This is a genomic window from Hellea balneolensis DSM 19091 (assembly GCF_000428525.1).
Classification (GTDB): domain Bacteria; phylum Pseudomonadota; class Alphaproteobacteria; order Caulobacterales; family Maricaulaceae; genus Hellea; species Hellea balneolensis.
Window position 1 is genome coordinate 1 of sequence record NZ_AUAC01000010.1, and the last position, 23,834, is coordinate 23,834.

The 23,834-nt window shown below is 47.3% G+C and carries 14 protein-coding genes, 3 tRNA genes and 1 pseudogene; 5 read left to right on the forward strand and 13 right to left on the reverse strand.

What is annotated here, in order from left to right; genetic code table 11:
* Together F569_RS18260 and F569_RS0114030 are read right to left on the reverse strand one after the other, a co-directional pair.
* Positions 1–474, reverse strand: a pseudogene (locus F569_RS18260) (hypothetical protein); the annotation flags it as partial.
* Positions 475–604: 130 nt separating this feature from the next.
* Positions 605–6,295, reverse strand: a complete 5,691-nt coding sequence (locus tag F569_RS0114030; RefSeq protein ID WP_162143788.1) for a calcium-binding protein — start codon at positions 6,293–6,295, stop codon at positions 605–607.
* Positions 6,296–6,915: 620 nt separating this feature from the next.
* Here F569_RS0114030 and F569_RS0114040 point away from each other — a divergent pair.
* Positions 6,916–8,265 carry a DUF6538 domain-containing protein gene (locus F569_RS0114040; RefSeq protein ID WP_034389094.1) on the forward strand — a complete coding sequence of 450 codons (1,350 nt, stop codon included), beginning with the start codon at positions 6,916–6,918 and terminating at the stop codon, positions 8,263–8,265.
* A 7-nt stretch (positions 8,266–8,272) separates the two neighbouring features.
* Here F569_RS0114040 and F569_RS0114045 read toward each other — a convergent pair whose 3' ends face one another.
* The 3 genes from F569_RS0114045 to F569_RS0114060 form a co-directional block, all read right to left on the reverse strand.
* The gene (locus tag F569_RS0114045) at positions 8,273–10,882 is read right to left on the reverse strand and encodes a DEAD/DEAH box helicase (protein WP_026942721.1); all 2,610 of its coding nucleotides are present in this window, start codon (positions 10,880–10,882) and stop codon (positions 8,273–8,275) included.
* A 232-nt stretch (positions 10,883–11,114) separates the two neighbouring features.
* The gene (locus F569_RS19135) at positions 11,115–11,636 is read right to left on the reverse strand and encodes a hypothetical protein (protein WP_051279916.1); all 522 of its coding nucleotides are present in this window, start codon (positions 11,634–11,636) and stop codon (positions 11,115–11,117) included.
* Positions 11,637–11,750: 114 nt separating this feature from the next.
* On the reverse strand, positions 11,751–13,682 hold the full coding sequence (locus F569_RS0114060; protein ID WP_084169043.1) for a DUF3363 domain-containing protein: 1,932 nt from the start codon (positions 13,680–13,682) through the stop codon (positions 11,751–11,753).
* A 353-nt stretch (positions 13,683–14,035) separates the two neighbouring features.
* Between F569_RS0114060 and F569_RS19930 the strand changes: the two genes are divergently transcribed.
* Complete coding sequence (locus F569_RS19930) at positions 14,036–14,593, forward strand: hypothetical protein (protein ID WP_233353690.1); 558 nt, start codon at positions 14,036–14,038, stop codon at positions 14,591–14,593.
* A complete protein-coding gene (locus tag F569_RS19935) occupies positions 14,587–14,934 on the forward strand; it encodes an HNH endonuclease (protein ID WP_233353691.1) in 348 nt (115 codons plus the stop codon). The genes F569_RS19930 and F569_RS19935 overlap by 7 nt, the downstream gene beginning before the upstream one ends.
* 17 nt (positions 14,935–14,951) lie before the next feature.
* Here the strand turns inward: F569_RS19935 and rtcA are convergent, their stop codons facing one another.
* The 6 genes from rtcA to F569_RS0114095 all read right to left on the reverse strand — a co-directional run bounded on the left by rtcA (position 14,952) and on the right by F569_RS0114095 (position 19,811).
* Positions 14,952–16,016: an RNA 3'-terminal phosphate cyclase gene (rtcA, locus tag F569_RS0114075; protein WP_051279917.1), complete on the reverse strand. Its 1,065-nt coding sequence runs from the start codon at positions 16,014–16,016 to the stop codon at positions 14,952–14,954.
* Positions 16,017–16,090: 74 nt separating this feature from the next.
* The gene (locus tag F569_RS0114080; protein WP_034389077.1) at positions 16,091–17,323 is read right to left on the reverse strand and encodes an RtcB family protein; all 1,233 of its coding nucleotides are present in this window, start codon (positions 17,321–17,323) and stop codon (positions 16,091–16,093) included.
* 53 nt (positions 17,324–17,376) lie between these two features.
* Positions 17,377–17,454, reverse strand: a tRNA-Pro gene (locus F569_RS0114085).
* 9 nt (positions 17,455–17,463) lie between these two features.
* Positions 17,464–17,540 (reverse strand) — tRNA-Asn (locus F569_RS0114090).
* Between the two features lie 77 nt (positions 17,541–17,617).
* A tRNA-OTHER gene (locus F569_RS19610) sits at positions 17,618–17,755 on the reverse strand.
* Between the two features lie 469 nt (positions 17,756–18,224).
* The gene (locus F569_RS0114095; protein WP_026942727.1) at positions 18,225–19,811 is read right to left on the reverse strand and encodes a vWA domain-containing protein; all 1,587 of its coding nucleotides are present in this window, start codon (positions 19,809–19,811) and stop codon (positions 18,225–18,227) included.
* Positions 19,812–20,099: 288 nt separating this feature from the next.
* Between F569_RS0114095 and rtcR the strand changes: the two genes are divergently transcribed.
* Positions 20,100–21,686 (forward strand): RNA repair transcriptional activator RtcR, encoded by a 1,587-nt coding sequence (rtcR, locus tag F569_RS0114100; protein WP_026942728.1) that lies wholly within the window; start codon positions 20,100–20,102, stop codon positions 21,684–21,686.
* Here the strand turns inward: rtcR and F569_RS0114105 are convergent.
* Together F569_RS0114105 and F569_RS0114110 are read right to left on the reverse strand one after the other, a co-directional pair.
* Positions 21,683–21,973, reverse strand: coding sequence for a HigA family addiction module antitoxin (locus F569_RS0114105; protein ID WP_026942729.1), 291 nt, complete (start codon positions 21,971–21,973; stop codon positions 21,683–21,685). The genes rtcR and F569_RS0114105 overlap by 4 nt on opposite strands.
* 11 nt (positions 21,974–21,984) lie before the next feature.
* Positions 21,985–22,266, reverse strand: coding sequence for a type II toxin-antitoxin system RelE/ParE family toxin (locus F569_RS0114110; protein WP_026942730.1), 282 nt, complete (start codon positions 22,264–22,266; stop codon positions 21,985–21,987).
* 353 nt (positions 22,267–22,619) lie between these two features.
* Between F569_RS0114110 and F569_RS0114115 the strand changes: the two genes are divergently transcribed.
* The gene (locus F569_RS0114115; RefSeq protein WP_026942731.1) at positions 22,620–23,774 is read left to right on the forward strand and encodes a tyrosine-type recombinase/integrase; all 1,155 of its coding nucleotides are present in this window, start codon (positions 22,620–22,622) and stop codon (positions 23,772–23,774) included.
* Positions 23,775–23,834: the final 60 nt, after the last annotated feature.

Genomic DNA, 23,834 nt, shown 5'->3' on the forward strand with positions numbered 1-23,834 from the left:
ACGCGTGTAGATTATATCACTACCGCCAAGACCACGGATAATATCATCGCCATCACCGTTTTCAGTGTAAACATAATCATTGCCGTCAGTCGCCGTAATGTCATAGCTCTCAAACGCATTAATATTTATCCCAACAGTCGTCGTCGTGTAATATAGAGCATCATTTCCGTTACCAGTAGTGTCACTTTGAAGGCTAAAGCTGATACGGTCTAACGTCAGTCCATTCGGAGCCGCGCCGCTATAATCAAGAGTGAGGCGGTCTATGCCGCCAAGGCCATTTAGGTTAGTTGTCAAAAACCCTGCATCAATAACATCATCGCCCTCAGTAGGCTCGGTTGTATTGAATAAGGGCCCAATGACAGGTGCTTCATTGATCATATTGACGGTTAGATTAGGATATATGAATGCGTTCAGACCCATCTCAGAAATCAGATCTAAATTTTCAGCAAAAAGGTTATCAAAGTAAAACCGCAATATACGTCCCCAAAAGCAATCTATCTTAAGTCACTCTTATGCATAATTACGCCATCACTTCAACGGGCGAAACAATTTTAGAAATTATCGCGCTTAAGCTTGTGGATCCGTTTGGCGAGCTAGGCTAACCCTAAATCAAGGCATCCATATCAAAGACATCAATCGGATCACCTGCGAAGGCGTCTGGGACAGTGAGCGGCGCCGCGGCGGGCGGGGTTCCGCCAAAGTCGAAGTTAGAAGCATCAAGGTCGCTAAGGTTATGCCCAACGATGGTCAGCGTGTTGCCTCCGCCAAAGTTAAATATCACATTCGCGCCTGCATCAGAGCCCACAGCCTGCAGCTCGGCCCATGTATCAAAGGCTGGATCACCGCCGAGAATGTAAATCACTTCGTTTAATGTGAAGCCGCTTATAACATCTGCATCATTGCCATTTGTTGTATAGCCAAAGCTATCAACGCCAGCCCCGCCATTAAGACTGTCATTACCGGCCCCGCCGTCAATATAGTCATTCCCGCCATTGCCTAGCAGGACATCATCACCAGATGAGCCGCGCATGACATCATCAAAGCTTGTGCCTAAGACACGCTCAATAGAGACATAGGTATCACCCATAGCCTCGCCCGTCAGGCCAGATGCGGTCATATCAAAGCTAACCCCTGAGCTCAGGTTGAGATAATTGACCGTATCAAAGTCAGCGCCCCCGTCAAAGCTATCCGCGCCCGCTCCGCCATAGAAGAAGTCATTGCCGGCCCCGCCGCTCATAATGTCATCACCATCTTGGCCAAAGAGCACATCAACGCCGTCCCCGCCATTGATGGTATCATTGCCCTCACCGCCTAGGATACGGTCATTACCGCCCGCGCCATTGAGAATGTCATTACCGTCCTCACCATAAAGGCGGTTATTACCCGCATCACCTGTCAGGCTATCATCAAAATCGGAGCCAAAGACCCATTCAATGCTGTTAAAGCTATCACCCGCAGCCTCACCGCCCGTGCCGCTAGTCGCCAGGTCAAGCGTCACCCCTGCAGCCGCAGCCGTGTAATAGGCACTATCGATACCTGCACCGCCAATGAGCGTATCCGCGCCTTCCCCGCCAAAGAGACGGTCATTACCCGCTCCGCCGTCCAGCGTATCATCACCGTCCTCGCCGCGCAGCTCATTCACACTCGTATTACCTGTCAGGCTATCGTTGAAAACAGAGCCGTAAACCGCTTCAATACCAAAATAGGTATCACCTGCCGCGTCGCCCACTGTTCCGCTTGAAGAGAGAACAACCGTCACTGCAGAGGCCGCATTATCATATCTGGCGATATCAAAGCCTGTCCCGCCGTTCAGTTGGTCTGCTCCTGCCGAGCCATAAAGCGTATCATTGCCCTCTTGGCCGCGCTGGATATCATCCCCGTCCCCTCCATAGATACGGTCAACCCCGCCCCCGCCATTAATTGTGTCATTGCCGTCCTCGCCGTAAAAGAACTCATTGGCGTCAGAACCTGTGATGACGTCATTGAAATTGGATCCGTAAACGCGTTCAATAGATACAAAGCTATCGCCATATGCTTCGCCTATCGTTCCGCCACTTAGTAAGCTCAATGCAATGCCCGCAATAGAGTCTCTATAATCGGCACTATCCAAGCCCTCGCCACCATCTAATAAATCTGCACCAGCTCCCCCAATTAGTGTGTCTGCGCCTAAACCACCATATATTTCGTCATCACCACCCAGGCCGCTAATAATATCGTTACCATCAAATGCATTGATAACATCATTGTCCAAAGTGCCGGAACCTATGTCGTTCTGATCAGTAAAGTTTATGACAGGAGTTAATGTGCTAATGTCGTAATCTTCATCAGAGAAACGCAAATATTCGATAAAGATTACGCTATCGACACCGTCATCGCCTACATTATCTGTGATAGTGTAAGTCAATTCTATGGTATCAAAGGCGATCGAGTAATTTGAAAACTGTCCACTATAAACCGCATAATCCCTTCCTGATCCGCCATTAATGATATCATCACCCAACCCGCCAGTAATGAAGTCATTATCATTATCACCGCGAAGAACATCGTCTCCTGCGCCGCCATCGATTAAATCGATGCCTCTATAGCCACGAATTTCATTAGCAAAGGAATTTCCTGTTAGTGTGTCTTCCATCTGGGAGCCGCGTAAATCCTCCATGTTTGTAATGGTATCTCCGGTAGAAAAACCGCCAAATGCTGTGACACTTCCATCGTCATTTAATGTGAGGCTGACTCCTTCCGGATTGTCCGATGATGAATAATCGACGGAGTCTTTACCATCACCACCATCGATGAAATCAACCCCAGCTCCACCGAGAATTCTGTCGTTTCCTCCTTGTCCAAGAATTGTAGTAGCATTTGTGGTTCGAGACCAAATCGTGTCGTCACCATCTCCGCCTTCAACTCTTACTAAAGATGCATTTAAATCAATTCGGTCATCATAGTTTGTCCCTATAAGAGCTTCGATGTCTTCCCTACCTATGCTGTCACGGATATTTCCTGTATATACATCTTCGCCATCGCCCCAGATTTCTGAAGTTGAATCAGAATAATCTAATGTGTCAAATCCGTCGCCTCCGTACACATCATCTTCACCGCCAACAGCGAACATTATGTCATCTCCATCATCTCCATCTAATATGTCGTCACCCTCACCGCCGTACAGAATATCATTATCGTCCCCACCTGCTAATCTATCAGAACCGTTCCCACCATATATTATATCGTTGCCACTGTTACCTTGAAGCCAAAAGTCGTCACCATTACCCCCAAAAATTATGTCATTACCTTCATCGCCATAAATACGGTCAACGCCGTCACCTCCAACAAGCCTGTTGTCAAAATTGTTACCCCTAATGACATCATTGAATTGTGTTCCGATTACACCTTCAACATTAACAATGTAGTCGGCACCTGTTTCATCGGAGACTAACTCTCGATCTTCTAAATCGATGTCAATTTGTGATGCTGAATTTGAAAAATCGACAGTATCAAAACCATCTCCTCCATTGATTGTATCGCGCACTCCGTCATCATCAATGATGAACAAATCATCACCATTATTACCATCAAGATCATCGATGCCGGTTCCGCCAATCAACGTGTCATTATCATTTCCACCAATTAGTTGGTCAACGCCATCTCCACCCGAGAGATAATCATCACCATCTTTTCCAAGTAGAAGGTCATCGTCTGTTCCACCTTCAAGGACATCGCTGCCAAGTCCGCCATCAATTTCGTCATCGCCACTCCCACCATCGAGAGAGTCGTCACCATTTTCGCCCTCAATAACATCATTTCCATGCCCTCCGAGAATTCTATCATTCCCGTCGTCACCTTCTAACGTGTCGTTATCTCGTCCGCCATCAATGAAATCCTCGCCATCTCCACCACGAATAAAGTCTTCATCATCTCCTCCGTAAATTTGATCGTCACCCCCACGTCCACGAATGGTGTCATCACCATCTTCACCGTTGATGGTATTCTCAAAGTCATCTCCAAAGAGACGGTCATCATAGTCGGAACCTGTGATGTTTTCGATAGACGTTAGTGTGTCATGCCCTACATCTGCGGAGGAGCTAATTTCAAAACCTTCACCGTCTTCTAAATCTACTTCTACTCCACTATCCGCTAATGTATATTCAACAGTGTCTGAACCGTCGCCACCGTCGATGATGTCATCTCCATCATCGCCTCGAAGACGATCATTACCTTCATCTCCGGATAAAACATCATCTCCGTCACCGCCTCTCAGAAGGTCATTTCCTTCTCCTCCGATTATAAAGTCGACTCCATCGTAACCTCTCAGTGAGTCATCACCAGCCAGTCCCATAAGGATATTATTTTCATCATTTCCGTAGAGTCTGTCGTCAAAATAACTGCCGCCCAAGTGTTCGATTAACTCTATTGTCGTTCCCTCAACAGAATCACCTTCGACAGTCATGTCACGAAGATCAACTCTTACGTATTCAGTTGCATGATAGAAAAGAACAATATCGGAGTCGTTTCCTCCGTTAGCCAGATTTTGGCCATCCCCAAGAACAATAATGTCCTTTCCGCCGAACCCATAAATCGTATCCCCACCACCATATCCAACGAGCGTATTGTTTTCGTCTGACCCTGCGATGATGTCGGCAAAGTAGGAACCATAAACATTTTCAATAAAGAACAGGCTATCTCCACCTGACCCACCGGAAGAGGACCCAATAACATCATTATCATCGAAGTTTAAGTCTAGGAGGACGTTTACTCCAGATGTCGAGTCCAAATAACTTACAGTATCATTACCAAACCCTCCTTGTATTTGATCATCACCACCTCCGCCTTGAAGAAGGTCGTCCCCTTGTTGGCCGATCAAGTAATCATCACCGTGACTACCAATCAAAACATCGTTTTCTCGCCCGCCAATTAAAGATATTCCGTCTTGTGCACGATCTCTTACAGAAATGTATGAACTGACATCTGCATCCGCTTCGTAAGACATATTTGAGTCATCGTTACCATACTGAATTCGCGCATAAACTCGTGTAGATTGCGGTGTATTCCCATCTATATCATCTTCATCAACTTCGATTGCAAATCTGCCAACATCGATTCGTAAGTCACCTGAACTAAAGTCGTATAAGTCCTCTATTGTCAGAGAGTCATTACCGAAGGTGAAAACCACATCACCATTAGCTTGAATTACAGGGTCTGCAGTAAGATACCATTCGGGATCAAATTCTACTCTGTCACCGACTGAATCAGCGGCGCTATCATCAAGAATTGTATCATTCCCGTATCCACGGCCAAAAATAAATGTATCAGCACCTTGCCCGCCTTGAAGGAAATCATCTCCGCCTCGCCCATCCAAAACGTCGGATCCGACGCCGCCTTCCAAATAGTCTGAACTACTTCCTCCCGTAAGCGTATCATTGCCGTTGCCGCCGATTATAGCCAAACCATCATTACTCGCATCAAATATTGAAGGCTTAATATCGTCGTTATCTATCGAACCATATATTATGCGTCGACCATCTGTATCGTGTGGCGAAATAATGCCATCTGCTCTTAACCCCCCGACGATCAAACCTACTCCAAAAGCGATTCCTTGCAAATTATAAGGCAGAGAAAAATTTGAAGCGTGTTCGTTTACGTCATTTTGATAATCTTCATAAGTGTAAGCATATTGAGAGCTGGTTTCCCCAATATAGTTAAAGTCAACTGTTCGCCCTATCCCATATGGGTCGATATCTCTTTCAAGGACAGGATTTCCAATACGGGCCAATCCGTCAGTTGAGTCGAAGTCGAAGTTATCCGTTCCAAAAGGAGTTAAAGAATAGTTTTCAATATACCTCTGGCCGTCCGGATAGACTATAAATGCAACATCATCTGCTAAAGCAAAGGAGGTAGAATTATTTAAAAATATTCTTTCGTAGAAATCATCACTAGTGGCTCCAAAGTTATATTGCTTAACAATAATTCCGAAAAATGACAAATCCTCTGAAGAGTTTATTACCTCAGCTGAATTGGAGCCAAACTTAGATTGAATTTTCTCCAATATATGATCTCTCATTTCCAGTTTCGTATATCTACCAGCGTCGAGATTGATATCCAGATCCTTGGTTATCTTAAAAAAATACTCAACCAAGCTTGATTCTGAACCATATGCATAGCGGCCAGCTCCGTTAGACATATATTCATTAACGTCTATATCGATTGAATATGGGGATTGAGAGTTGATTATTGGAGGACGAATGTAGTCAGATGAGGCCAGATTATCTGGAAGTGAGTTCGTGCCATATAGATATTTGATCACTACTTCTTGTATAGTTGGGAGCGCCATAATTAAACCAGTGATTTAGTTCGTAATAGTTACTATCTATCGTGTTTTAAAATGTTCGTACAGAAAAATATATGTTCATCTAGTTTTATTGGTACAATTCTCTCACCCACAAATCGCCAGCTTCACTCACTTATCCCAACGAACGCCTCGATCATTGGCGCAGCGAACTTCATTCTTTTCAACTTGAGCAATGGCGCCTTCAATCGCGCCTGGGGGCAATAGGCTACATAGGCTACTTCCATTGGCGAGGGTAGAGGTATACTACGAGCAGGCATTCCAGCTTTTGTGCCTCGATGACGGGGTTAAAATTTCAGTGGCCGGTGATGCAGGTGATAACAATCGGATTTATCATTTCCCAAAACATGTAATTATTTTGGGGGCATTATTGGGGGCACTTTAATATTTGAATTAAAAATAATGATTATGAATCAATAGCTTAAAATTGAAATGCACTGCCGTGTGGGGCACCATTTTCTTAAAGTCGAAAGCTAATAAGTCTCTGATAAGACTTGTATTTTCCTTAAGAAACCTGTGCCTTCCTCAAAGTTGTTGACATTTTGGGCCACAAATTGGGTTACAAAATGGGCTACATTATGAGCGAGATGAGACACCTCGATCAATATCTGAAACAGCGCAAAGGCCGCTGGTATTACGTGCGCCGCGTCCCGCTGCGCTATGCGGAAGTCGATAAACGCAGGCTGATAAAGTCAGCGCTTAAGACATCCTCGCGGGAAGTCGCGCGTGTGCGGCGTGATGCGCTGGCAGAAGCGGATGATTTCTACTGGTCATCGCTTGCTACATCACAAGCGAACACTTCCAATAGCTCCGCTGTCTCTCGATACCGTGCGGCGAAGGCACGGGCCTTTGCGCGGGGTTATATCTACACGCCTGTCGAAGAGTTATCCGTGCAGAATGATATGTCAGAAGTCATTGATCGCTTACGCGCCTTGGAAAGCAGTCTGGGTACACGGCAAGCCGTACCAGAAACGGATGCTCTGCTCGGCACGGCTCCCAAGGCCTCTATCCCGATTAGCGAGGCCTTCGAGCTTTATTGCGATAAGATCAGTATTGGAGACCAAAAGGGTAAATCACCCGACCAGAGACGCAACTGGCGCAAGGTTAAAGCCCGCGCTGTTCAAAACTTCATCTGCCTGCGCGGCGACAAGCCTATGGCCGAGATTGACCGCGCAGATGGGCAGGCATTCTTTGAGTGGTGGGGCGCGAAAGTTGACCCGAAAGATGGCTCGCGGCCTCGCAGCGGCAATAGCGCCAATAAAGACCTGACAAACCTGCGCATCCTCTTTCGGTCATACTGGACCTATGAAGGCGAGCCCAAACGCGACAATCCTTTTGACGATCTGCGGTTCAAGAATGTCGTCTATAAAGACATTCCACCCTTCTCGGTCAATTGGCTGCAAAACAGAATTCTAGCCAAAGGCGCGCTCAACTCTCTGAATGAAGATGCACGCCTGATTGTCTATGCTCTGATTGAAACGGGCTGTCGTCCGAGTGAGATAGCGAACCTACGGCCAGAACATATCATTCTTGACCATGACGTGCCGCATTTGAAAATCAGGCCTACGGCAACCCGCAAGCTTAAGTCCAAATCCGCAAGGCGTGATATTCCGCTGCTAGGCGTATCGCTCGAAGCCATGACACAAAGGCCCAACGGTTTTCCACGTTACCGCGATAAAGGCTCACTCCTATCGCAAACTCTGATGAAACGCTTCAAAGCGGAAGGATTGTTCGAAACGCCAGACAACCGCATCTATTCCATTCGCCACGCCTTTGAAAAGCGGATGCTGGAAGCAGATATAGATTACGGCCTACGCTGCATTCTCATGGGCCATCATAATACGCGGCCAAGCTATGGCGATGGTGGCTCGCTAGAATATCGGCGAGATCAGATTGCGAAGTTTGCGATCCAGCACTCAATTTCGTAGGAGCGTTTTATTTATCAAAATCAACGGCTTCCAAATTCTCATAGGCGTTGGATTTTTTGAAAAATTCTGATAATTTTTTCGCCGACAAACTATGGTCCTCTAGAACTGTCTTGGCCCTGATACGCCACTCCATATCTCCTGCTTCGGTTAAATCAACTCTGAGAGATCGTATTTGAGACAATGCTTCTTTTGCCCAGATGATAAAATCATCTAATTTCCATATTGATACAGACTTTAAGGATGGCATACCGCCTTTATCAACCTTAGAAACTGGTGTGACGAGCACGGCAAACTTTTCTAGGCCTTTGGCTATTTCGATATTTTCTTCGATCCAAGCAGGATGAGAGCTTACTTGACGAGCTTTCGTCACCGAGAGCACTTTGTCTTCGCCTGCATTTGCATGGTCCTCGAAAACAAAACAGCGGCTCTTTGATATCCAATAGGGGTCCGGAGAGCCATGCACTTCAATATTGCCAGAATAAAAGCCTAACAATTTCCCAAGTTGTTCATGAGCATCTTCAAAATGCTCCATGTCGGTTAGTCCATTAAGAATTTTTGCTTCGAATTTCTCGTATCTTGCATCATGTTTGCTTCCAAAGCTCAATAAAATACTCTCTAAATTATCAATCTGAGTATTTAGGTCAGCGTCGTCTTGGCCTGCTTCGTCCGTATCATCCACAAGACCAATGTTTGATAAATCTGACAGCCAAGAGATTAGGTTTGACGCTTTTTTTGCCGATGTGAATTGCTCCCGAACCGCAGCCATTTGAGATATTTGTCCAGCATTGTGAGCCAAGAAAGCGGCGCTGCCACCCAGATAGTACCACAGACCCCGATAGCCTTTCAGCTCTGACCCGTTAAGAAGCCCAGATGACACCTTCTTTGCAGCCTCAAATGCTTCTTTGTAATCATGTTGCCACATAGCCTTCTGATAATCGATCTCATAGCCAACAATATTCTCTAGGCTATCTAAAGCTGGAAACGGTTTTTGGTCATACTTCTCAATGTCTTGAATTATCTCAGCATTCACCTCTTGCCATTCATCACTATGCTCAATGAAGAGATCGAAATTCTCATGGTGATCCTTCTTTTCAGCTTCCATCGAAGTTTCGATCCCAAAGTTTAACTCAGCTTGTAACTCCGAAGGGAAATGTTGAATAAGGCTTCTATTCGTAAGTTGATTTTGCAACTCTCTGCCCGTTACGAATACAGCTGAGTAGTCTTGTAGGGATCGTGTGCAACGACCAACAGCTTGCATAACGCGAGTTTGTATTCGTTCGCTAAATAAAATCCTTGCTCCCATTCGAGACATTATGAAGTTTTCTTGCGCGTTCATCGCTCTTGGAAGACCGTCTACACAAAGATACCGGCATTCATCATTCGGGAAGTCTACGCCGTCGTATCGATTTGCCATAACAACTGCGGCGTCATCTTTGTGCAAAAAGTCGTTCTTCGAATTTTCGATATCCCCAACACTTAATACGTTTTTCTCCCCAATCCGACTTTGTACTGCGGCGGCTATTCTACTGCATTCTTTGCCGCTCGGAGTAATAATCACGCCACGCCCGGCTTTTTGCAGCAAATCAAGTCTTAACTTGTCCGCCTCATCTGGCGTCATCGTCATTTCTGGAAAGACAAAAAACTTTCGACCTATGCCCTGCTTCTTGAAGTCCTCTGGCGTAGGTAGCCTGTAAATTTTCTTTCTTCCTGTAAGTCGTTCTAAATCTCCGCCGTTTCCTAAAGTGGCAGACATAAAAATGCGTTGCTTGGGATTAGAGAAAGCTTCTAAAGTCCATGTGGGTGGGATAAGAGGCCTTATTAGAATGGTATTGGACGAAAGATAAATCTGACACGCCTCTAAATGATCCATAATCATCAACCATGGAAACTTTTGGTCAGTTCCATAAATATGCACATTCATGACTTTTATGAGGTCATCTTTAACCTCTAAAAGCTTTGGAGTTGGTAATTTGTCATACCAACTAGCATCGGAATGGTTTGTCCATCGACCCGATAATCTCGCGTAATCTAGTATTGAAATCACTGGCTTCAAGCATGCGACAAGCGCATCGTGCAGAGGTTTGTGTTTTTCGTTGTGGACATCGATTTCGACGGACCATGTTTTTGCTACATAATTCTCCGATGCATGTGCATCATCTACAATGATTATATCCGCATCTTGGAAAAATGATTTTGCATTAAAAATGGCGCTGAAAGTTGTTACCGCTACAGACTTTCCAGTTTCGTAGGCTGTTACATCTTTGGCTGTGAAGTTTTTCTTGGTTCCAGTGAAAGCTACCATATTTATTTTATGGTCATCTTTTGCCTGCTTACACGTTTGGTTTACAAGTTGGATAGTGGGGCAAAGATAGACGACTTTCTCGCCAAATTTACGTCGCCGCCATTCGGCTATTAGGACGCCTACTAGCGTCTTCCCGCTACCCGTGGGTAATTGCATAGCTACATCAGGTTTGTTCAAGCCGGACTCTAGGTAGGTTTTCAGTATTTCTTCCTGATGCAACATTAGATCGGCGAACTTCCGTCCCGACAGGGACTTAAAAAGATCATAAGGTGTGTCAAAGACGGATGATGAGGTTATATTTCGTTTAAATGCCATCTGAGATAGATGGTACGATTCTCAGGTTTTTCAATAGCTATTTGTTTGTGCCCTTAGCACGGGCTGTGACCAGTTTCCTTCTATCCAGCGTTCAACTCGCCCACGCCGACTCTGCATGTCTGCCAACTCTCGTTCCAGCCGCTCAAACAAAGGCCAAACCGCATCGCCCTGTGTGTCAATGATCCGAGCAAGGACACCAAGCCCGTATTCTAAATCTTCGACCGTTAGAGTTTTATTCATCAAGCGGAGCTTCCGCTTCAACATCTGTTTGTCTTTTGACCTCTCCCGGCGCAGGCTTGTGCAATAGCTCCAATTCCTCTGCGGTAAAGAATGCGCTCTCGTCCGAATAGACATCGTCAAATGTTCCAAAAAGGCTCTTTGAAGTACGTTGAAGCCACGCCTTCAAATTCTCGACAAGATCATCGAATAGCTTATCGCCGCGCGCAATAGCGGCGGCCTTCTCTGCTTCTGGCAGCTGCGGAGTGACGCGCATCGTGTAAAGCATAAATGCGGCCATAACTTCTGACTGAATGGCCAGCTTTTGATTAATCCGTTCACTCTCCCGCGTCATGCGGTCGAGCCGTCTGATCATGGCGCTGTTATGTTCGAGATTATATTCTTCCGAGAGATAGACCTTCAACGCATTATTCACCGTGTCTGAGATCGACACATGCGGGCGGGTCGTTGCGAACTGAAGCTTAGCGTAAGTGTCGTGATCGACATAGGCACGGACGCGCGGTTTAGATGTGGTCATGGTTGTCTCCTGATGGAGATCATAAAATGCGCTCAAATCGATTTTTGGACTAGGTCAGTAAATCGAACAAATTGCTGGCAAATTTCAAGAGAACTCAGGTTTTTGAAAGTTTCGCTAAAGCGACAAGCCCCGATCCCGCTGTCTATCTCTCACATCCCAACTAATGCCGCCGCCTTGGCTCGCACGGCCTATGATGCTCAGCCCCCTGCGCCGTTCCATGATAGGCCGCCACGGAACAAGCGTGAACTCTCGTGATTTTTCTATGACGGCAAACTTACCGCTTGGCCGTTCAATCGTCCCTTTGAAGACCCCTTCAATGTGGGACGCGCCTGATGACGAGGCGTAAGGCTTGCCCATCTGGTTTTCTAAAGCATTTCCGGCCTCCTTGACGTCCATATCCTTAAGCTCGTTAATACAGATTTGAAGCAGTCGATCTTTGTCTCTAATTCCAAATCCCATTTGCCTTAACGCGGCTCGGCGCTGTGCAGCGGCATCTAGTAGCTCTCGACTGGTCCGTTCTTCTTCAAGGCTTCCCCGTTTCAATTGCTCGTCGAGCCATGTCGCGCCGCGCGCGGTTGTCATTTGCTTGATAGTCAACACGCTGTCCCGTACCAGCGGGGCTGGCAGCCGCTTGGCGAGCTGTTCGTGATAGTCTCTCACGCGATCCAGATAATCGTCAGGGATATCCCAAGCCCCACTTTTGTTTTTGCTCACGACATTAGCGCGACCCAAGGCCTCCAACCGCCGCTCATGGGCTCTGGTATATTCCTCGGAGTTATTCTCTACGAGATGGACATGAACGGGCGAGAAGACGCCCTCATGTCGCTCGGCATGCGCAACGATGTTTCTATCGGCCTGTATAGGTTCAGGATCAAAAGCCTGCACCGTCACGGCCTGCCCGACTTTCAGCGAGCTGAACACCTCATCTTCCTCAACCTTGGCGTAGAGCGGCTTGCCTCGCAAAGTCTCGATCACGACAAAGCTGCTTTCGCGGGTATCATCCTGCCGCCCGAAGCGCTTCACAATCCCGGCCTGTGACAGTGCATTCGGCGCAGCAGGATCAAAGATGGCATCCGCACCTAGCCTGATTTCAGCGCTTCGTTCTCCAAAGGCGCGGTGCAAAGTTTTGATAATGTCGTTCTGCTCGCCCATCTTTGTGAGCGTCTGGGTGAAGTCTGGCTTAATGGTCCACTGTCCGCGTCCTTCATACTCCGCCAAGCCCATTTGCTGGAGCGTCTTGATGCGGCGCGCCATGAGTTGTTTGCGCCAGAGTTGGTTGGGTCTCACGGGTTTGCGCAAGTCGAGGGTTTCACCCTCACGCGCGCGGTCAATCATCTTGTCTAAATCGGTCTTGTGTTGCGCCTCGATTGCGCGGGCGAGTTTGGCGCGTTTCTCCAACTCACTCTGCGGACCAAGCTCTAGACTTGCAATCTCCTGCGCCCGCTCTCTCATGCCGCGTGAAATATAGTCTCGCGGGATGACTAAGTCTTTGCCGTCATCCCGTACGCCGCGCACGAGTAAATGGGTGTGCGGCTGGGCCGTATCGTAATGATCGACTGCGACCCAATCGAGCTTTGTGCCGAGATCACTTTCCATGCACGAGACAAGTTCTCTGGTATAAGACTTTAGGTCAGCCATTTGCTCCGCGTCTTCTGGCGACACGACAAAGCGAAAATGATGGCGGTCGCCTTTGCAGCGATCCCGAAAACTCTCGGCATCGACATCATGCAAGAGCGAACCGTAAAGCTTGCCGGGGCTAGCGTCCTTCTGCGTGGCGTCCCGTTCCAAATAAGAGAGATGATCTTTGAGCTTTGCCGCGCCTGTTCCTGACATGCGTTTGATAGACGCCTGAACAATAACACGGCGGTGAAAACTACGCTGAACGGTTTGGCTTGGGCGGCTGCGATACCTGCTCGACCTGCTGCCTTTGCGTGGCGTTAGCGAGTCCAGAAAACTCTGTGGGCGTTTAGGCCGAACACGCCTCTCTCTTGAAGCTTTTCGTCGCCCCATTTGAACGCGAAAATCATTGTCTCTGTCTTGGCTCATCTGTCTGCTCACTTAAGGGTTCAGACAGTCTAATTAGGGGTGGGCCTACCGTAAGTTTCAAGAGTTAAAGGGAAAAATAACAAACGGTGGGGCTACGCCTTCCAACAAAAGCCCCACCAAAAACGATGTGCAGACAAAGGACTAGCCAATGGGTGGGCCGACCTGTTTTATCTTGCCCTCACTAACGTACCCTCAAATCCACCTTTTCTATTTAATTGCCGCCATCGCGTCTATGTCGTCTGGCGGGCCTGCCGGAGCCGCCCCCACACGAGCGGAGGCAGGCGCGCCAGACTCGGCGCAAAGCGGCGAAAATTGGCGTTTGACTCACTCAAGAATATAGCAATCATGATGTAATGTTTGGCGTTTTTATTCACCGCGAAGATTCCCGTTATGACGATCATCCGTCAGAGCGTTACCAATTTCCGAGCAGCTATCTTAGCCGAGCCATGCAGTTCGAACGGGGCTGGGTTCTGTTTTATGAACCAACAAAAGTCAGAGAAAGTCGCGGCTATTATGCTGTCGGACGCGTCGAGAAAATCGTCCCAGACCCTTCGAAAACGGACATGTATCTCGCCCTTATCGAGCCTGGAAGTTACTTTGAATTTTCCCAAAATGTGCCCTTTAAAGACAACGGGACACTTATGGAAAAAGGCTTGTATAACGACGCCGGGAAAATCTCGGGACGGGCCCAAGCAGCCGTTCGGCCTATCTCTGAAAGTGACTTTAACCGCATTTTAGATGCTGGGTTAAGCGATTTAGGTGTGACTTTACCACGCATAGACCAGACGGATTTAACCGTGTCTCATTTAGAGGAAGCCAAGCTGCATTTGAATATGAGGTCAGCCGAGAACGACGAATTCTATCGGGTAGTCGCGCTATCCGCTCACCCATTTTTAGAAAGCTTGTGCTGAATGCCTATGACGAAAGATGTGCGTTCACGGGCTTGAAATTCATCAATGGAGGCGGGCGGGCAGAGGTCGAAGCCGCCCATATTCGAGCGGTCGAGCATAACGGCCCCGACTCTGTACAAAACGGTATTGCGCTATCGGGAACTGTTCACTGGATGTTTGATCGCGGTCTATTGAGCCTCGCAGATGACATGGAAATCATGGTCTCGCGTCACGTCAATGACACCGCATCTTTAGAGAAACTCATCCACAGTTCTTTCAAAGCAACACTTCCACATAATGAGCGAAATGCTCCTCATCCAGCGTTTCTAAAATGGCATAGAGAAAACTGCTTTAAAATTTAAATAGAACTTTCGGATTGCTAAGTGCCGTTGTCTCCAGCTTGTTTTGTGACTTCAACCTTCCAGCATTTTCGTCCTAGCTGAGTCATTTTAAACTCCACATCTAAGAACATTTTTATAATGTCCATATTTGTCCTAGTGTGCTGCGTGATGTCGGTTGTCGTAAAAACTCCGCCATCGAACAGCGACATTGGTAAGAGCAGCTGGTCAGCCAAGTGCTCTCCAACTGCCGTATGCAAAGATCCAAGACTATCTTTCGCCGGAAGATATTTTTGTGCTTGTTCGGCAACTTTTTTAGCAACGGCTTCAGCTCTCACGCCATGTTCACCCAATCCAATGAAGACTTCTGTGACATGCTCATGCTCCAGAAAAAGCGAAATAGCATTGCCTGGTCCAGGGCCATCAGCATGAATAATTTCACCCTGTTCAGGCTTTAAATTCATAGATTTTAGAAGCGTTTTCAACTCACGATTGGCAATATCTCTTTTCAAATTCGCAACGATTGCAACTGCGCTTTCCTTCAAACGCTCACCTCTATCCTCTAGTGATAATGCGTGGGTTTCAGACATCGGCTTAACCGACATTCGAATAGCGCCACCGCCCGCTGGATAAAAACCATAGCTTTCCAACTCCAATGCCGCTCTACCACCCATCTTCCGAAATTGCGGCAAGAAGGCTTGGTCTAAAAAATCAAATGTTGGAGCCCATTGATTGTGTGTTCCGCCTGTAATCCGAACGGTAGAGTCACTATCTGCATGGGACAGTATCGGCAAAAGGGTTTGAGCAACAAGGTTAGTTGCGCCTGCGGAGCCGATTGAAAATTCATAATCCCCACCTTTAATTTTCCCGGCGTGGAAAGCTATCTCAGATGAGCCCAACTCTGCGCCTTCCATTTGCGCATCACAGATTTCTGCGGCTGCTTTGAAGGCCGTTAAATGCTGACGGAAAAGTCCAGGTTTTTTGCGCTGACCTCGAACATCTTCAATGCGGACTGGCTTTCCAGTGATAGCGGATAATGACAAAGATGTACGCAAGACTTGTCCGCCGCCTTCACCTTCGCTGCCGTCGATTATGATCTCTCTCATTTTCATTCTCAAATTATCTTAAACGAAGGCCCCGCAAATGCGAGGCCTTCCTCAACTTAGTTTATCTGGCTATGTCAGCCCTTCACACACACAACTTGCCGCAATGTATGCATGATCTCGACGAGATCTTTCTGGGCTTCCATAACATCATCAATAGGCTTGTAAGCGGCTGGCGTTTCGTCGAGCACACCAACATCTTTCCGACATTCGACGTGTTTGACAGCGTCCAAATGCTCTTCCATCGACACACTTTTCTTGGCTTCAGTTCGAGACATCACCCGCCCGGCTCCGTGGGAGCAAGAGCAGAATGATTCCTCGTTGCCAAGGCCACGCACAATGTAAGACCGTGTGCCCATAGAGCCTGGGATGATACCCAAGTCACCCTTTCGGGCACGCACGGCACCCTTACGTGTGACATAGACATTTTCACCAAAGTGGTTCTCTTTCGTAACGTAATTGTGGTGGCAATTTACGGCCTCCACTTCTGCATCGAAAGGGACAGGCAAGACATCTCGCGCCGCTTTGATGACATTTTGCATCATCACAGTCCGGTTCGCGAAAGCGAAGTCCTGAGCCCATTCCACGGCTTCAACATAATCATTGAAATGATCTGTGCCTTCCGGGAAGTAAGCCAAATCCTTGTCAGGGATATTGATGAACCACTGCTCCATGTCTTTCTTGGCCAGCTCGATAAAGTAACGTCCTATTCGGTTGCCGACACCCCGAGAGCCAGAGTGAAGCATAAACCAGACACGGTCTTCCTCATCCAAACAGGCTTCGACGAAGTGATTGCCTGTGCCCAGCGTACCGAGATGATTGCGGTTATTGGATTGACCGATGACTTTGTGCTTGTCCACAATTGTATCAAAGCGGCCTTTAAGACCCGCCCATGCGACATCGGCTGTAGCTGGTACATCATGCCAAGAGCCTTTGTCCCGACGACGACCAGATGTCCTGCCATGCGGCACGGCGCGTTCGATTGCAGAGCGTAAATGGCCGATGCTATCCGGCAAATCATTCGCTGTAAGGGTCGTACGGCACGCCATCATTCCGCAACCAATGTCCACTCCGACTGCGGCGGGGATAATAGCGTTTTTTGTTGGAATGACAGAACCGACCGTCGCGCCAATACCAACGTGAACGTCTGGCATTACAGCTACATGTTTAAATATAAACGGCATTTGCGCTGCCCGTAAAAGCTGCTCGCGTGCACGATCATCTACTGGGACGCCGCGCGTCCACATTTTCACAAGACCGCCGCCTTCGGCTGTCATCACTTCGAAACCGTCTTCTGTTTCGTGTATCATCTTTCTTCTCCTCGCGCTCTTCTAACGCACATCTCGGCCATTTGGCCATTAATTGGTCGGGGCAGCAGGATTTGAACCTGCGGCTTCTCGGCTCCAAACCGAGAGCTCTGACCGGACTGAGCTACACCCCGTTTTAAATCTGGCTCACGTGACAGGACTCGAACCTGTAACTACCGCATTAACAGTGCAGCTCCCCTACCTGCAGGGACCCACGTCAACGGTATGGGCGACAAATTAATTGTGAAACATTCGTGCTCTACCAAACTGAGCTACAAGAAAAGTTTTTGCTTTCTTGGCGGGACTCGAACCCGCGACACCGACAGTTGCAATGTAGTTCCACAGTCATTCGCCCGACATTCTTATTTTGGCCTCTTCGACAAATTGACGACAAGTTAGGAGTGAAACGGTGCATCATGCTCTACCAACTGAGCTACTAGATCGTTCCGGCAAACCGATTACAAAATAGGCGGGGTTCGAACCCGCGACCTTGATATTCAATGTAGTTCCACAGGCATTCGTCGATATGTCTAAATGACGACAAGTTTTGCTAGAGACATGTCTTCCGCCACATCATTTCTGATGGAAGGACTTGAACCTTCACTTCCTTTCTCAAGGAACCGCTCTCGCGGCGCGTCTACCAATGTAGTCTCTAAGGCATTCGTCAAAATCTATATCCAAGCCATGGCAACAAGTTTTGTGAAGAGCCGCAGGAATTAAACCTGCCTTTACGACGTGCCGAAGCGACGTCGCTTTCAACCGATGTAATCTTCACAGCATTTGCCATGTGAATGAAGAAAGAAAGTGGACGCGACAAAAATTCGAGCGAGACTATACATACCTAAAATGTAGTCCTTATAGCACTCGGCATTCGCGGCCACTTCATCTCTTCCAGACTTGAGCCTTAGTTTATACTCCTTATGTTTGTTTTTTCGATTTCAGCCACAAAGTGGTCGGAACCAGAATTTCCTTTTGTAAACTGTCCGATGACATCAAAAACGCGGTCGGAAAATCCACCAATATTCAAGATATCTGCACGGCTAACAGCCTGAGTTGTTGTGTTCGGCACGATGTCGATACAGATCATCTGCGCCTTTGGGTTACGGGCCTTAAGCCGCTCCCATTCACGCATCAAAGCTGTTGACCGTCCACCTTGTGCGCTGGCCCAGCTTTCATTGTCTGATACGATGATCAGCAAATCGACGTTGCCCCGACGCCGGTTCAAGTGAACCAAAGGCGCAGCGCAATTTGTACCGCCGCCGCCAATAGTTGAAAGCTTTGCGGCATTGGTCAAAACATCATCTTTTGCATTCAGCTTCACATCTGCCACGCAGACCTCGAAAGGCAGCACTTTGGCTGTTTCGCTATTGCGCAAGACAACAGACGCCATGAGGCCAGCAACATCAATGCAGCGGACTGCTGATGTTGCGCCTTTGCGGTAACCAGAAACTGACCAGCTCATAGAGCCAGATACATCCGGGCAAACAACGACATTGCCGCCAAAGCTCGGAACATTTTCCAGTGAAATCTCAAGCGCTTCTTTCAAAGCCTCTACGATTTCGCTCGGCAAATCAGACTTCTGAGACGCCATATAGGCAGCCATGATCTGATATGGGAACACTTTGGCCCGGCGGATAGCGTCAACATCGCTCAAACGTTTCGCAATCGCCTTAACGGCTTTGCGGCGTTTGAATACGCCGTGACGAGCAAATGTGTTCAAGTTCATGCGAACCATATGCCATCCACCTCGCTCAGAAATCTGTGTCCAGTGATCTGCATTAAGCTTTAATGCCGTCAGCATCTGAAACGGAACGTCCGGAACAACCTTACCGCCGCGCTCTTTAAAGACTTCAAAGTCCTTGATAGATTGCGGCAGTTTCGAAAATTCGTGCTCGCGTCCAATTAAGTATGCAAACAAAGCTTCACGGTCAGCCGTCAAAGGCTTTGGATGAACCATCTTAATGACGTCGGCCAATGACGGGTCATTACCGACACAAGCTTTAATCAAATCACGGTCACTCGCCTTTAAAAGCCAGTTTTGAACCAAACGCTTAGGCGCTGTTCCAAGAGACTTACGTCCAACAACGCCAGAGCGCATGATTTGGACAAAGTTTCGGAGCATCTTACCGTTATCAATGACTTGATGAAAAACAGGCGCAACGAGATCGGAGCGCATTTCGCCCATACCGTTAGGCACTGTCAAACATGCGAGCAACAAGGCTGGCATATCTTTCATAAAGCCGCTCTTACGCGCATAGATAGCTGTTTTCGCAATGAACTCAGGCTCTAAGGTCTTAGTCAATTCCAAGACTTCAGAAAGCTGATCTTGCGCAGACGCATAGAATGTTCCGTTCAGGCAGCCAGTCACCGCAAGCTGCGCCAGTTTCTGGCGCGGGCTTAGGTCAAAAGCTTTTCCGCCCGCAGCGTTTAAGACTGTCGCGGCTGGGAGTAACTTTCCTCGCACTGAAGCAAACATTGATTTGTTCGCCATTTTAATCTCCATTCTTCACTCCGGCGGCTCTGCCCATATTGACAAAGCCGCCGACTATTTTGCTGTTGTACGCAGGACCCCTATTGGCCTGCCTATCTTTTCCGTCTTTCAACAGTGATGAAGATGCGATTGGTCGGACGAAGTGAGAAATGCTTTTTTGAGGAAAATCATTACCTCATTGTTTTTATTTGATATTTTATGGTTTTCTTGAAGATATCCTGCTAGGTTTTCTCATGAAAACTTGTTTTTCATATATATTTTTAGAGTTGTTTATATTACTGTATATACATGAAGAAGAATGTCGCGATAGGATTTTTAGGAATCAACCTCGATAACGGCAAGGGCGTTGCGCGCTGGGAACGGTGGCGGCCTTCTGTTGACCTCTGCCGTCAGGATGACTTTCTTATCCACCGCTTTGAGCTCTTATCTGACCCCAAACACATGGCCATAGCGCAGCAAATTAAAGACGATATTGCACTAGTCTCTCCCGATACAGAAGTCGTCATCAACGAAATGGAGCTACATAATCCGTGGGACCTCGAGGAAGTTTATGAAGCTTTGTTCGATTTTGCTTCGCTTTATCGCTTTAATACGGATGATGAAGACTACCTCCTCCACATCACAACTGGCACACATGTCGCCCAGATTTGTCTCTTTCTTCTGAATGAAGCGCGTTATCTGCCGGGAAAGATTTTACAGCTCTCGCCGCCACGTAAACGCGATAAGGGAGGACCAGGCAAAGTCTCTGTCATCGACCTCGACTTATCGAAATATGACCGTCTTTCCGAGCGGTTTGAGACGGAACGTGAAAGCGATACCTCGTTCCTCAAGTCTGGCATACCAACGCGCAATGCGGCCTTTAATGCTATGATTGATGAAATCGAGCAAGTCGCCATTCGGACCACGAATCCTGTTTTAATCTCCGGCCCCACGGGTGCAGGTAAGTCACTCCTGGCGCGGCGCATATTTGAGCTAAAAAAGCGTCGCCATCAGATTGAAGGTGATTTCGTCAGCGTGAATTGCGCAACGCTGCGAGGGGATACCGCGATGTCATCGCTCTTTGGCCATAAGCGCGGAGCCTATGCTGGAGCGATTAAGGACCGTGCGGGCTTGTTACGAACAGCCCATAAGGGACTTATATTCATGGATGAAATTGAAGCGTTGGGTCTTGATGAACAGGCGATGATATTGAGCGCTCTCGAAGAACAGAAATTTTATCCCGTCGGCGGCGACCAAGAAGTCAGAAGTGAGTTCCAACTGATCGCTGGCACGACAGCTGACTTGACCGAATTAGTCGCGCGCGGAATATTTCGTGAAGACCTGCTCGCCCGCATTGATATGTGGAGTTACACCCTGCCAGGTCTGAAAGACCGACGTGAGGATATCGAACCAAATCTCGAATTTGAGCTTTCGAAATTTAGCTCCAGTAACAACCGGAAAATGACTCTGAATAAAGAAGCTCGGCAAGCCTATCTTAAATATGCGCTGTCTGCGGATGCAAAGTGGGCGGCAAATTTCAGAGACCTTGCCGCATCAGTCACACGGCTATGCACTTTCGCTGATGGCTCCCGGATTCAATTAGAAAGCGTCGAGCGCGAAATCGAGCGGCTAAAAAAAGGCTGGAGACTTAAATCTAGCGACCCCGCAGAAGAAACACTTCTTACAGTTATGACACAAGAAGAATTGAGCGAGGTAGACCCGTTTGATCGTCCATCGTTGGCCAATTCTATAAATGTGTGCCGCCAATCGGATAATCTGAGTGATGCAGGACGTAAGCTCTTCGCTGTTTCACGCGAAAAACGCAAAACACAAAATGACTCAGACAGGCTGAAAAAATATCTGGCGAAATATAATTTGAGTTGGGCAGATATCTAAGCCGCAACTAGCGGCTCAATCCCTGACACATCAGTGGTCGCCTTAACCGCGACCAAGTCATGATTGACTTGCATGTTCATCCAGTAGGCTGGCGTTGTTCCAAAAGCCTTAGACAAACGCAACGCCGTATCAGGTGTCATGCGTGTTTCACACTTTACTAAGCGCTCAATACGAGTACGCGGAACACCTAAGCGTTTAGCCAGCGCGATGGCACTCATCTCAAGCGGGGTGAGATAGAGTTCTTTTAGCACTTCGCCGGGGTGCATCGGGTTTTGTAACAAGCTCATATCCATCTCCTCTAATGATAGTCGACAATCTCGACATCAGCGGGACCATTTGGCGTCCAGCGAAAACATATCCGCCACTGCCGATTAATTCTTACAGAATGTTGCCCGGCTCTATCACCCTTAAGGGCTTCCAAATGGTTGCCCGGCGGAAAGCGCAAGTCCTCCAATTCAACAGCCGCATCTAGCGCTGTAAGCATGGCTCGCGTACGTTTCACCAAGTCAGACGGGAAACCTTTCCCGAATGAACCCGCCATGGCGCGTTCCGCTAACTTGCCTTTTACACTCTGTATCACTTCAATTATGTATCACATAATGATACATAATGCAATCTTCAATATTGCAGAATTAACTAGTTCAAAAATGGGACACAAAACAGCCTATTGGGTGGGCTACTTTTTGGATTCTTGACCGCCCTAACCAATTGTTTTAGATAGAAATTACCAAAATGTTCTACTCCGTATGGGGGCACCACTTAAACATCCCAAGCCATCCTGTAAAGACCTAAAAATCATTGAAAAACAATGACTTTTGTGTATATTACCTCCTAACAGGTCACATGTTGTATTTCCAAATCCTAAGGAATTGGGGGTCTTTTAGGGGGTTCAATTTTTAGACCCCCGCTAATTTGGGGGTCTTTTTTAGGCTTATGCCGTTAACAGATGCAAAAATCCGAGCTCTGAAGCCCAAAGCTAAGCCTTACAAAGTCTCTGACTATGATAGCTTGTTTATTCTGGTGACTGCCAAGGGCTCAAAGCTCTGGAAATTTAAGTATAGGTTCAACAAAAAAGAAAACCGCCTATCCTTTGGTAAATTCCCTTATGTGACCCTCAAACAAGCTCGACAATTGCGAGATGATGCCCGCTCCCTATTAGAACAAGGCATTGACCCGTCTCAGGAACGTAAAAAAGACCAAAATGAAGCCAAGGCACAATCAGAGCACAGCTTTGCCAATATCGCCGCGAAATATCGTGATAAGCTGGTTAAAGAGGGAAAGTCTGCTGAAACTCTGAAAAAGAAGGATTGGTTTATCAAAATGGCCAATGCAGACTTTGGCAATCAACCCATTCATGAAATCAGCGCTCAAACCATCTTAACAACGCTTAGAAAGCGAGAAGAAAAGGGTCACTATGAGACTGTAGGACGGCTGAGATCAACAATCGGGGCTATTTTCCGTTACGCCATCGCGTCGGGTATTGCTGAAAATGATCCAACTTATGCTTTGAAAGACGCCACAATAAAACCAACCGTGAAACATCGCGCGGCAATAACGGATAAACCAACGCTCAAACGTTACCTTAAAGCGCTGGAGGTTTATCACGGCAAACCCGAAACATGCATAGCCTTAAAACTTCTCATGCTTTTTGCCTCAAGACCCGGCGAGATACGAAAAGCTAAATGGCATGAATTCGATATTGAAAATAAAGTATGGAGCCTAGATGCCGAACGTATGAAAATGCGACGCCCACATCATGTGCCATTATGCCAAGAGGCTCTCAACCTTCTGTTAGAACTCAAAGAAATAACGGGATGGAGTGAGTGGCTATTTCCATCGCAAAGCAATTCTAAAAAGCCAATTAGCGATAGCACCCTAAACCAAGCCCTGCGGCGCATTGGATTTGGGCCTGAAATCGTGGTTGCACATGGCTTTCGCGCGACATTCTCTACATTTGCGAATGAAAGCGGGCTTTGGAACCCTGATGCTATTGAAGCATATTGCGCCCGACAAGATCGGAATGTTGTACGAGGGATATATAATCGAAGCCTATATTGGGAAGAACGCGTGAAAATTGCAGATTGGTAGTCTGAATTTTTGAAATAAAGTAGCCTTCAAAGATAAATGTTCAATTTTCACGCTATATGG

Coding starts and splice junctions, on each gene's coding strand:
- F569_RS0114040 (WP_034389094.1), top strand. CDS start 6,916: ATGAGCGAGATGAGACACCTCGATCAATATCTGAAACAGCGCAAAGGC.
- F569_RS19930 (WP_233353690.1), top strand. CDS start 14,036: ATGTTTGGCGTTTTTATTCACCGCGAAGATTCCCGTTATGACGATCAT.
- F569_RS0114080 (WP_034389077.1), bottom strand. CDS start 17,323: ATGATACACGAAACAGAAGACGGTTTCGAAGTGATGACAGCCGAAGGC.
- rtcR (WP_026942728.1), top strand. CDS start 20,100: ATGAAGAAGAATGTCGCGATAGGATTTTTAGGAATCAACCTCGATAAC.
- F569_RS0114115 (WP_026942731.1), top strand. CDS start 22,620: ATGCCGTTAACAGATGCAAAAATCCGAGCTCTGAAGCCCAAAGCTAAG.
- F569_RS0114060 (WP_084169043.1), bottom strand. CDS start 13,682: ATGAGCCAAGACAGAGACAATGATTTTCGCGTTCAAATGGGGCGACGA.
- F569_RS0114045 (WP_026942721.1), bottom strand. CDS start 10,882: ATGGCATTTAAACGAAATATAACCTCATCATCCGTCTTTGACACACCT.
- F569_RS0114105 (WP_026942729.1), bottom strand. CDS start 21,973: ATGAGCTTGTTACAAAACCCGATGCACCCCGGCGAAGTGCTAAAAGAA.
- F569_RS0114095 (WP_026942727.1), bottom strand. CDS start 19,811: ATGGCGAACAAATCAATGTTTGCTTCAGTGCGAGGAAAGTTACTCCCA.
- rtcA (WP_051279917.1), bottom strand. CDS start 16,016: ATGAGAGAGATCATAATCGACGGCAGCGAAGGTGAAGGCGGCGGACAA.
- F569_RS19135 (WP_051279916.1), bottom strand. CDS start 11,636: ATGACCACATCTAAACCGCGCGTCCGTGCCTATGTCGATCACGACACT.